We start from the raw sequence: 11,751 nt of genomic DNA, 5'->3' as shown, positions 1-11,751 counted from the left end.
TAAACTATTGAAGAGCAAAACACTTAAATTTATGAAATACTATTTTTTCTTACTTTTATTATCGATTTCTATCATGGCATGTAGCAGTAATTCTGAAAATATAGATGACACAGACATTGACATGGAAACTCCTAAAGAAACGAGTGAACATCCTAATATTCTATTAGTAATTGCTGACGACATGGGCTTAGATGCATGTCCAGGATACGACATAGGTTCTGTTAAACCAAATATGCCGAATCTTCAAAGCTTAATGAACTCTGGAATTAAGTTTAACAACTTATGGTCTAATCCAACATGTACGCCTACTAGAGCAGGCATAATTACAGGTAAATACGGACTTAGAACCTCGGTTTTAGCTGTTGACGATCCACTTTCTACTTCTGAAACTTCATTACAAAAATATTTGGATTTAAATACAAATAATGAATATGCTAATGCTGTAATTGGAAAATGGCATTTATCAAGAAATACTAATCATCCTAATGACATGGGCGTTGACTATTTTGCAGGTTTTACAGGAGGCGGCGTCCCTTCTTATACAAATTGGACTTTAAACGTTAATGGTTCAACAAGCACTTCAACGGATTATACAACCACAAAATTTACAGATTTGGCTATTAATTGGGTAGACCAACAATCAAAACCTTGGTTTTTGTGGTTAGCTTTTAATGCGCCACACACACCGTTTCATTTACCCCCAAACAATTTACATGCCCAAGGCGCATTGCCATCTGATAATGCAAGTATAAACACAAACCCACTACCCTATTATATGGCAGCGATTGAAGCTTTAGATACAGAAATGGGTAGATTAATAAATTCATTATCTGACGCCGAAAGAGAAAACACCATAATCATTTTTATTGGAGATAATGGTACGCCTGGGAAAGTGGCACAAGGATATAACTCTAGACGTGCTAAAGGCAGCATTTATCAAGGCGGTGTAAACGTACCTATGGTAATTTCAGGAAAGCATGTTACAAGAGTCAATGCTAGTGAATATGCCCTAATAAATGCCACTGATTTATTTGCTACCATTGCTGATATTGCTGGCACAGAAACTACAGAAATAAATGACAGTAAGAGTTTTAAAGGTTTATTAAGTGATTCTGATGGTGGTAAACGGGATTACGCATATACTGAAAATGATGATTATACCATAAGGAATACAACTCATAAATATATTTATTTCAACGATGGTTCTGAAGCATTATACAATCTAAGTGATAACCCTTTAGAAAACCCAAATTTATTGAATGCCAATCAATTGCCTTTAAGTTCTGAAAACGCTTTAATCAAAGATGAATTAACTGCCAAATTACTAGAAATAAGAAATTAGATAATTTTTTTGGTTTTTACCCAATATTTAATCAAGTTTTGAAAAAACTAATTTATACATTTACGTTTCATAAATTTCAATATCATGCAGATTAACGACAAGTCAGGAGTTCAAAACTACTTAGCAGATACAAAACGATACGATTCCATGGCCTATAATAGAACTGGGAAAAGTGGCGTCCTTTTACCTGCTATATCCATTGGATTATGGCATAACTTTGGGTTTGTTGATCCTATTCAAAATGGCAGAAACATTTTAAGAACAGCCTTCGATTTAGGAATTACGCATTTCGATTTAGCTAATAATTACGGTCCCCCTTATGGATCTGCTGAAGAAAACTTTGGCACTATATTCAATAAAGATTTTAAGCCTTATAGAGATGAACTTTTTATTGCCACCAAGGCGGGTTATGATATGTGGCCTGGGCCTTATGGCAACTTAGGGTCTAGAAAATATTTAATATCTAGTTTAGACCAAAGCTTAAAACGTATGGGGATAGATTATGTAGATATCTTTTATCACCATAGACCAGACCCAGATACACCTCTTGAGGAAACTATGGGGGCCCTTGCCGATATTGTTCGTCAGGGAAAAGCATTATATGTTGGCATTTCAAATTACGGTCCTGAGGATACCCAAAAAGCTGCTGAGATATTAAAAAGCTTAAATGTGCCTTTTATTTTGCATCAAGCTAGATATTCTATGTTTGACCGCTGGGTTGAAGATGGGCTTTTGGATACTTTAGAAAAGAATGGTGTGGGTTGTATAGCCTTTTCTCCATTAGCTCAAGGTTTGCTAACGGATAAATATTTAAAAGGCATCCCCGAAGGTTCTAGAGCATCCAAAGATTTAACGTACCTAAATAAAGAAAACGTTACTACAAATATTGAAAAAATTCAAAAACTGAATACTATTGCACAGGAACGTGGACAGAAACTATCACAAATGGCTATTTCTTGGATTTTAAGACAACCACAAGTAGCTTCGGTATTAGTGGGCGCTAGTTCTTCTAATCAATTAAAAGAAAATGCAAAGGCTTTGGATAATTTAGGGTTTAGTGATGAGGAATTGAAGTTGATTGATAAAATTGTTTCTTAAGTAAGTCGGTGTGCTTTAACTAAAACCTTAATTAATTAGGAATTGATTTAATATCACTCTTTAACAACAATAATAGTAGCTTTTACACCAGTAGCAAGATTCCAACGATTTGCTGATACTAGAATTCCAGCATCATCAACAACTTTAAATTCAGCAGTATTAGGTCCAGATTCTCCTTGGTTTAAAGCAACAAAATCAATTTTATTAAACCCTTTTTTTAAATCCAGTTTAAAACCTTTGAAACCTCCAGATAGAAATACTCTGGCGTGAATAATATCATCATTAACCCGTACTTGAATAATATCGCCATCAACATAACCATGATCTCTATACACTACATTAACAAACTTGGCTTTGCTTTTAAAATCTCCAAAATACTGATCGGTACTACTGCCATTTCGTTGTTCAACTTCTTCTGGAGTTAATTTTATATTTTCTAAATTTTTATCAACTTGTTTGGTGTAAAGTTCCCCTGGGTTACCAAATTCTTCCTGAGGAAACATTGAAAAATCTTTTTTAGGCATTTCAAGACTGGGAGACACTTTAGGTCTATTCATTCCAAAAGTATTGTTGCTATTTGGAATGGGCTTTGATGGTGTTATATCTGAAGAATTTTTTTTGCTCTCAACGGCAGGAATAGCAACAGATTTCTTTTTACTATCAATCTGTGCATAGTTTGATAGCGAAAAAAGAAATAGTACAATACATAAAATATAAGGTTTCATCAATCTTATATATTTTTTTAATTAGGTTAAAATTATACAAAAAAACTTCAAAATAATTGAATAAATCCGCTTCTATTTCCTTTATACTTCAATACAAAATATAACTTCAACTAAGGCTATACTTATATTTTCTGCCTTATCTAAAGAACATATATTTCAAATCTACCATCAATCACTTTAAAATTCATTGGCATTAGAGGCATCAAAGCTATTATTTTTATCTGAAAATAGACCTAGGTACCATTCAATATTTAGTATGAGTTTAACAATAACCATTCCTAAAATCAGTAAATAGCATTATAAGTATGCTTTTTCCAACTCTTATCCTTTTACAAAATGTTTAAGGTATTGTTTTTATGAACGATAATTCACATTAACATAAAATCCATAATCATGAGACATTCAAAATTAATTCCGGAAGTCAATGCAGGGTCTATGGTAGACATTGCTTTTTTATTACTTATTTTCTTTTTGGTTACCGCAACAATTTCTTCAGACAAAGGCATTAAAAGGATGCTTCCTAGAGAATGTCCACCCGGAATTAAATGTACAAATCTGATAAATGAGCGCAATATTTTGCGCATCATGATTAATAATAACGATCAGGTCATGATTGAAGATGACATTATTGCTATTGAAGATATAAAAGACATCACTAAAAACTTTTTAGACAATAATGGCGATGGTTATTGTAATTACTGTAACGGAGTAAAGAACTTGAAATCTTCGGATAACCCAAATGAAGCGATAGTTTCATTACAAAACGGAAAAAAGACCACCTACAAAAAGTTTATAGCTGTGCAAAATGAATTAACTAAGGCTTATTTTGAATTACGACATGATTACAGTATAAATGCGCTTAAAAAGCCTTTGGATAAATTATCAAAAGCAGAACAAAAACAAGCAAAAGAGGCTTACCCGTTTATAGTATCGGAGGCTGAAACAAAGTAACTACTCCTTTATAGGAATCCCGTAATCTATGCAAACTCTTTTTCTACCCCACTGTTTTGCCGCTTTTACATCTATACCCATGTAAATATCGATACGTTTTGTCCATCGAGAATGCATTTTATCTTTAACAAAATATATCCCTTCAAGACCTTCAATCTTGACAGGTATATTATGTTTTAAACCTAGCCTAAGCAAATCTCTTGAGACTGCTATATATTTAAATCCAGGTTTTAAGCTATCCCCAAAAGCTGTAATATTTGGATCAGAATCTGTTTGATAAGCTAGTGAATTATAGGCTGATGCTGTAACATCTATAGAGTCCCAAATGTAACCATCCTCAAAAGCAGGTTCGTCATTTTTACAGCCAAAAATCACGATTACAAATAGTAGTAGAATTCTCAAAACAACAAGTTTAATGCTTCTTAAAGATAAACATTAAAAATTAGTAAGTCAGTAATTCTTTTAAAGCCACTTCAAATCTGTTTTTTGGCAAATACTGATCTTCTAGTTGTTTTGCAAAAGGAATGGGTGTTTCCATACTGGCAACCCGTTTTACTGGTGCATCTAAGTATTCAAAACAATGCTCCATAATTAATGCAGAAATATCACTAGAAATACCGCCAAACAAAGAATCTTCTTGAAGAATTATGGCCCTCCCGGTTTTTTTAACCGAGTTGAAAATCGTTTCTGTATCTAAAGGTTGAAGTGTTCTTAAATCAACAACATCTGCTGAGATGTCAGGATTATTCTCTAAAGTCTCTAAAGCCCAATGTATCGGAGCGCCAAAACTAATAATAGTGACCTCATGCCCTTCTTTCAAAAGAGAAGCTTTTCCCAAAGGCAACGTGTAATAATCTGTTGGAACATCTTGACGAATACTTCTGTACAAGCCCTTATGCTCAAAAAACAAAACAGGATTCGGGTCATTAATGGCAGTTGCCAACAATCCTTTTGCATCATAAGGAAAAGCAGGATAAACCACTTTTAAACCTGGGGTTTTAGTAAACCAAGCTTCGTTTGTTTGTGAGTGAAACGGTCCAGCAGCAACCCCACCACCGCAAGGCATCCTAATAACCACATCGGCATTTTGACTCCATCTATAATGAGACTTTGCCAAATAATTAACTACAGGATTAAATCCAGAGCTTACAAAATCTGCAAATTGCATTTCTACAACACTCTTAATACCGGCAATAGATAATCCCATGGCAGTTTCAACAATAGCCGATTCACAAATAGGTGTATTTCGTATGCGATCTTTACCAAATTGCTCTAAGAAACCATCTGTTATTTTAAAAGCCCCGCCATATTCTGCTATATCTTGCCCCATAATAACCAAGTCGTCATGCTGCTCCATACTTTGTTTTAAACCTTCGGAAATAGCATCGATAAAACGCATCTCTTTCAGTTCTAAATTGTTATTAAATTCTTGATATTCAAACTCTTTAAACACATTATTTAATTCAATAGTTTCATCAGGAATAATATCTTCTTCATTAAAAGCTACTTCTAAATGTTCATTAATTTCATGAACAATAGCTTCCTTTATTAAAACTTCTTGGTTCTCATTTAAAAGGTTTTCGTCCTTTAAAAAAGCTTGAAAGTTCATCACAGGGTCTTTCATTGCCCATGCGTCCAATAGACCTTGCGGAACATATTTTATTCCACTAGCTTCCTCGTGACCACGCATTCTAAAGGTTTTGAATTCTAATAAAACAGGTCTGGGTTTACTCCGAACACTTTCAGCTATTTTACTAACTTTTGTAAATACTTCAACAATATTATTACCATCAATAATATGAGATTCCATGCCGTAACCCAAGCCTTTATCGGCTATATCTTTACAATTGTATTGTTCGCGAGTTGGTGTAGACAATCCGTAACCATTATTTTCAATACAAAACAAAACAGGCAATTGCCATACTGACGCTACATTTAAAGCTTCATGAAAATCGCCTTCACTAGTACCGCCTTCACCTGTAAAAACAGCAGTGACTTGGTTTTTGTTTTTCAATTTAGAAGCTAATGCTATACCATCGGCAACTCCTAGTTGTGGCCCTAAATGCGAAATCATGCCTACAATCCTATATTGCTGTGTTCCAAAATGAAACGACCGATCACGCCCTTTTGTAAAGCCTGAAGCCTTTCCTTGCCATTGTGCAAACAATCTATAAAGCGGAATTTTTCTTGTGGTAAAAACGCCAAGGTTTCTATGCATTGGCAAGATATACTCATCATCTTGCAAAGCCATCGTAACACCAACAGCAATGGCTTCTTGCCCAATGCCGGAAAACCACTTACTTATTTTTCCCTGACGCAATAAAATAAACATCTTCTCCTCTATTAATCTTGGTTTTAACATGTTCTTGTACAATGCGAATAAGGTCTCGGTATCAAGATTTTTAATAGTGTATGTCATGTAAATTGAAGCTTTTGTGGTTTTCATAAAAATAGCGTCATTTCATTATCAAATATACCATAAAAAGTAAATATCACTTATATATTTCCACAAAACTCAACTAGTAAAACTTTGCAATGTTTTTGTACATTTGTAATAGACACATATTTAAATAAAAAATAAGATGAACACCATACCAAGTGTTAATTTGACTGACTTCATTTCAAATGACCCCATTAGAAAGCAAAACTTTGTAGATGCTATAGGAAAAGCTTATGAAGACATTGGTTTTGTGGCCCTTAAAGGTCATTTTTTGGATGATAATTTGGTCGATAATTTATATAGTGAGGTTAAAAATTTTTTCAGCTTACCGACAGAAACCAAACGTAAATATGAAATCCCTGGAATTGGTGGGCAACGTGGCTATGTGTCCTTTGGAAAAGAAAGTGCTAAAGGCAAAAAAGAAGGTGATTTAAAAGAATTTTGGCATTTTGGACAATACGTTGAGAATGATGAAAAACTAAAAGCAGAATATCCAGATAATGTGACTGTTGAAGAACTTCCAGAATTCAACAAAATAGGTAAACAAACCTATAGAATGCTTGAAAAAACAGCCAAGTATGTTTTACGTGCATTGGCGTTGCATTTAGGTTTAGAAGAAACATATTTTGACGCATACATCCATAACGGAAACTCAATTTTGCGCCCCATACACTACCCACCTATTACTGAAGAACCCAAAGAAGCGGTTAGAGCTGCTGCACATGGCGATATTAATTTAATTACACTATTAATGGGCGCTCAAGGTCGTGGGTTACAAGTTCAAAACCATAAAGGCGAATGGCTTGATGCTATTGCAGAACCCGATGAACTTATGATTAATGTTGGAGATATGCTTTCAAGACATACCAACAACAAATTAAAATCTACCATTCATCGTGTTATAAACCCACCAAAAGCACTTTGGGGAACATCACGCTATTCTATTCCATTTTTCATGCATCCGATTAGCGATATGAAATTAGATGTTTTAGAAGGCTGCATAGATAAAAACAACCCGAAAGCCTTTGATGATATTACAGCAGGCGAATTTTTAAATGAACGCTTAATAGAATTAGGATTAAAAAAATAAGTAAGCAGTCCTCTGTTAGCAGTAGGCAGTTGCTTACTCTTACGGTTATTGACTGTAGACTGAAGACTGAAAACTGAAGACTGAAAAATGGATTTACAAGACCAATTAAAGAATTTATTCCCAGAACATATTGAAGAAGAAACAACTTCTGATACTAATAATTCTCAAGGAATTTGGATGCAAGACGACCCTATAATTTGCAAATACGAAAAACGAAAAGGCAAACCAATAACCATTCTTGAAGGCTATACAGGTGCAACAGAAGATTTTAAGATATTAGCAAAAGAAATTAAAACAAAACTCAGTGTAGGCGGTAGTTTTAAAGACGATAAAATCATTATTCAAGGTGATTATCGCGATAAAATAATGCAGATGCTTAAAGATAAAGGATTTAACGTAAAACGCGTAGGCGGATAATTTATGAACAAACAACCTCTTCATATTACCAACGGAACTCATTTAACCAACACCCTAAATCAATTAGGAATTGAAGGCGAAAAGTTAACATGGCAGGAAATGCTTTGTGAAGGCCCCACTTCTGAAATGGTTTATTCGGAAGAATTCTTAAACCTAAGAAAAACTTTTTTTAAAGCGTTTTATGATGTTGAATTAGACACAGATTTTATTAAAGAAGAATTAAACAAATTAAACCATACGGAAAATTACTCTGAAATTGTACTTTGGTTTGAATATGATTTGTTTTGCCATATAAACATGGTTGCTGTTATTAGTTTAATTCAACAAAAAAAAATAGACCTTCCTATATATTTGGTTTGTAGCGGTAGAATTGAAGGCAGCAAAAATCTAAAAGGTTTATCTGAAATATCACCAGAACAATTAATGAATCATTATAAAAACAAGGTTTTGCTTGACGAAGAAGGTATCGATTTAGCCACTACAATTTGGGGAATCTATTGTGGTATCGATCACAATTTGTTAAAACCATTTATTGTAAAACCATCAGCCTTTGAATATTTAAGCAACTGTTTAAAAGCGCATTTAAAACGTTTTCCGGATTCAGTCGATGGCTTAAACACACTCGAAAGAAATATACTTGAAATAATAAACAAATACACCATCACCTCAAAGCACCACTTACTTGGTTATGCCCTTAATTACCAAGGATTTTATGGCTATGGCGATTTACAGTTTTCTAGAATCATTGATCAACTAGACATGTTTTATACGGTAGAAAAAGATCGTTTAGTGCTAAACAGAAAAGGTCACGAGGCGCTATTAGGGCAACATAATTTTTTATCAGAAATCGATAATGGTATGATGTACGGTGGCGTTAAAAAATTCGATTTCCAATTCAGTAAATCAGAAAACAAACTCATAAAAACTGCTTTAAATGCCCATTAAGGAATCCGAACTTATATTAAACCCCGATGGCAGCATTTATCATTTAAACTTAAAGCCCGAAAACGTTTCAAAAACCATCATTTTTGTTGGCGACCAAGACCGTGTTGATACCGTATCAAAACGTTTTGACAGTATTGAATTCAAGACTCAAAAACGGGAATTTAAAACACATACAGGAACCTATAAAGGAAAACGAATTTCTGTCATTTCAACAGGTATTGGCCCTGATAATATTGATATTGTTTTAAACGAATTAGACGCACTTTTTAATATTGATTTTACCACTAGACAAGTTAAAGAAAAACTCACCAGTCTTGATATTATTAGGATAGGAACGTCGGGGTCGTTACAAAAAGACATACCTGTGGATGCTTTTGCTTTAAGCACTTACGGACTCGATATTAATGGAATGCTTCACGCTTATAAAGTTGGAGATATCAGCCATTCAGATATTGAAAACGCCTTTATAGAACAAACAAATTGGCACTCTAATAAGGCAAGACCAATACTTATTAAGGGCAGTAAAAAACTAGAACAAAAATTTACAAGCAATAAAACACATAAAGGAATAACCGCTACTGCTGGAGGTTTTTATGGCCCACAAGGACGCGTTCTACGGTTAGCCATTCAAGACGTAAATTTAAATTCTAAAATGGATGATTTTAACTTTAACGGCCATCGCATTGCAAATTTTGAAATGGAAACTTCGGCTATTTATGGCTTATCCAAATTACTCGGACATCATGCCCTATCTTTAAACGCTATTATTGCCAATAGAGCTTCCGGAACGTTTAGTAAAAACCCTCAAAACGTTATAGAGAATCTAATTACCTATACACTAAACAAAATTATAGAATAAACGATTGATCTAATGAAGAAAGTTAACATTGGCGGTGTGCCAGAACATTTTAATTTAGCATGGTATTTAACATTAAAAGATGGCGAATACAAAGAGAAAGGCATCAATTTACGATGGCATGATTACCCAGGAGGCACTGGCGCTATGTGTAAAGGGCTCAGGAATGGAGATATCGATGTTGCTGTTATTTTAACCGAAGGTATTATTAAAGACATCATAGCTGGAAACCCTAGTAAAATTGTACAAACTTTTGTGCAAACGCCATTAATATGGGGCGTTCATGTGGGGCATGATTCACCTTATAAAACCATAGAAGATTTAAAAGGAACCAAAGCCGCTATTAGCAGATACGGTTCTGGGTCGCATTTAATGGCATACATCCATGCGGAAAATAATAATTGGGATTTAGAAAAAGATTTAGATTTTGAAGTTATAAAAGATTTAGATGGCGCTGTTAAAGGTTTAACAGAAGGCGATGCTGACTATTTTTTATGGGAAAAATTCACTACAAAACCTTTGGTAGACAGTGGTGTTTTCAGGCGTATTGATGATTGCCCTTCCCCATGGCCATGTTTCGTTATTGCTGTTAGAGAAGATTTTATTGCATCTAATAAAGACCATTTACAAACTATTTTAGAAATTATAAATAACACCACCCAAGAGTTTAAAGACATTCCGAGTATTGATAAAACCATTGCAAACCGTTACAAACAACAACTGGACGATGTGCAAGAATGGTTGGGCATTACAGAATGGTCTCAAGAATTGATTGATAAAGGCACCATAATGAATGTTCAAAAAGAGTTGTTTGCTTTGGATATTATACCTGAGATTGTTGATTATGAGAGGTTAACTTGTAAATTGTAAGATATACCAAAAATAAAATCACTTTAGAAGTAATTTTTATTTTCTATCGTAATGATGATTTTCATTAAAAATCCTGATAATTTCTGTCAGGATTTTTTGATTATTCGTAAGAAAAATTAATTATATTTACAGGATAAAAGTGATAAAAACTTATCATATCCTGCTTACTTATGGGATATGAGTGATAAAAGTAACTATAAACGAGTTAGCAGAAATTATAATAAAAATGGATACAAAATGAATACGACCGAGGAATTTAAAAGAACAAGAAAAATACTATTTGACAAGGAAGGAATCCAACCCCAATCAAAGATAGTGACCACCAACGGCCCAGTAAAAAATGTCCATTACCTCGAAATCGGATCAGGCAAACCGCTTATTTTAATTCATGGTGGAGGTAGCCATTCGAGTGAATGGTTTAATATTATTAAACCCCTTTCAACTAAATATCATTTATATGTGGTGGATCGCCCAGGATGTGGTCTAACTGATAGCTTTGACTACACTGGAGTGGACTTTAGAAAAAGTGCTGTTGAATTTGTTGACTCGTTTATGAATGCTTTAGGACTGGACAAAGCCTTATTCACGGGACATTCTATGGGAGGTTATTTTAGCATTTGTTTTGCTATGCAATATCCCGAAAGAGTAGAAAAACTTTTGTTGATCGGTGCACCAGCAGGAGTGAATTTATGGATTCCTCTTGTTTTAAGGTTATTAGGAACAAAAGGGCTAAATCGTTTTCTAGTTAAATCTGTTGCTAAACCAAGTATTAAAAATGTAAAAAATGTTCACAAACAAATTTTAGTAGCCGATGTAGAGAAACTGTCAGAAGATTATTTGAAACATTCTTACTATGGCCAATTAATCCCAGGGAACGAAAAAGGATTTCTTACTTTGTTAGAAAATGTCCTCACTTTGGCCGGCTGGAAAAAAGATTTATATATAGTGGACTTGCAATAAAAAAGTGGACAATTAATTGCGAGATTTAAGCTGCTACATTTTGATTATACATTTCTA

General features: G+C 34.0%; 12 protein-coding genes. 9 read left to right on the top strand and 3 right to left on the bottom strand.

The genetic code is table 11. The features are described 5' to 3' along the window. Positions 1 to 31 precede the first annotated feature (31 nt). Both ABD935_RS03310 and mgrA read left to right on the top strand, forming a co-directional pair. Positions 32 to 1,342, top strand: coding sequence for a sulfatase-like hydrolase/transferase (locus ABD935_RS03310; protein ID WP_345190162.1), 1,311 nt, complete (start codon positions 32 to 34; stop codon positions 1,340 to 1,342). 84 nt (positions 1,343 to 1,426) lie between these two features. Then, on the top strand, positions 1,427 to 2,440 hold the full coding sequence (mgrA, locus tag ABD935_RS03305) for an L-glyceraldehyde 3-phosphate reductase (protein ID WP_345190161.1): 1,014 nt from the start codon (positions 1,427 to 1,429) through the stop codon (positions 2,438 to 2,440). A 53-nt stretch (positions 2,441 to 2,493) separates the two neighbouring features. On the opposite strand, the gene ABD935_RS03300 is transcribed toward mgrA, so the two are convergent. After that, positions 2,494 to 3,165: a hypothetical protein gene (locus ABD935_RS03300; RefSeq protein WP_345190160.1), complete on the bottom strand. Its 672-nt coding sequence runs from the start codon at positions 3,163 to 3,165 to the stop codon at positions 2,494 to 2,496. Positions 3,166 to 3,558: 393 nt separating this feature from the next. Between ABD935_RS03300 and ABD935_RS03295 the strand changes: the two genes are divergently transcribed. Beyond that, a complete protein-coding gene (locus ABD935_RS03295) occupies positions 3,559 to 4,116 on the top strand; it encodes an ExbD/TolR family protein (protein ID WP_345190159.1) in 558 nt (185 codons plus the stop codon). Here ABD935_RS03295 and ABD935_RS03290 read toward each other — a convergent pair whose 3' ends face one another. After that, entirely contained in the window at positions 4,117 to 4,518 is a 402-nt protein-coding gene (locus ABD935_RS03290) for a 3D domain-containing protein (RefSeq protein ID WP_425550194.1), read from the bottom strand. Positions 4,519 to 4,558: 40 nt separating this feature from the next. Continuing rightward, positions 4,559 to 6,535, bottom strand: coding sequence for an alpha-ketoacid dehydrogenase subunit alpha/beta (locus ABD935_RS03285; protein ID WP_345190295.1), 1,977 nt, complete (start codon positions 6,533 to 6,535; stop codon positions 4,559 to 4,561). Positions 6,536 to 6,698: 163 nt separating this feature from the next. On the opposite strand from ABD935_RS03285, the gene ABD935_RS03280 reads away from it, so the two are divergent. From ABD935_RS03280 to ABD935_RS03255, 6 genes are all read left to right on the top strand, one after another. After that, on the top strand, positions 6,699 to 7,646 hold the full coding sequence (locus tag ABD935_RS03280) for an isopenicillin N synthase family dioxygenase (RefSeq protein WP_345190158.1): 948 nt from the start codon (positions 6,699 to 6,701) through the stop codon (positions 7,644 to 7,646). Between the two features lie 87 nt (positions 7,647 to 7,733). Next, the gene (locus ABD935_RS03275) at positions 7,734 to 8,063 is read left to right on the top strand and encodes a translation initiation factor (protein ID WP_345190156.1); all 330 of its coding nucleotides are present in this window, start codon (positions 7,734 to 7,736) and stop codon (positions 8,061 to 8,063) included. A 3-nt stretch (positions 8,064 to 8,066) separates the two neighbouring features. Next, entirely contained in the window at positions 8,067 to 9,008 is a 942-nt protein-coding gene (locus ABD935_RS03270) for a DUF1835 domain-containing protein (protein ID WP_345190155.1), read from the top strand. Then, entirely contained in the window at positions 8,998 to 9,867 is an 870-nt protein-coding gene (locus ABD935_RS03265) for a nucleoside phosphorylase (RefSeq protein ID WP_345190154.1), read from the top strand. Before ABD935_RS03270 ends, ABD935_RS03265 begins: the two co-directional genes overlap by 11 nt. A 12-nt stretch (positions 9,868 to 9,879) precedes the next feature. Then, entirely contained in the window at positions 9,880 to 10,734 is an 855-nt protein-coding gene (locus ABD935_RS03260; protein WP_345190153.1) for a substrate-binding domain-containing protein, read from the top strand. Between the two features lie 177 nt (positions 10,735 to 10,911). Beyond that, positions 10,912 to 11,694 carry an alpha/beta fold hydrolase gene (locus tag ABD935_RS03255; RefSeq protein WP_345190150.1) on the top strand — a complete coding sequence of 261 codons (783 nt, stop codon included), beginning with the start codon at positions 10,912 to 10,914 and terminating at the stop codon, positions 11,692 to 11,694. Positions 11,695 to 11,751 lie beyond the last annotated feature (57 nt).

The sequence above is a fragment of the Algibacter agarivorans genome (assembly GCF_039543245.1).
GTDB lineage: Bacteria > Bacteroidota > Bacteroidia > Flavobacteriales > Flavobacteriaceae > Algibacter_G > Algibacter_G agarivorans.
The sequence above is the reverse complement of the archived record's forward strand: the minus strand, read 5'-3'. Positions and strand labels throughout refer to the sequence as shown.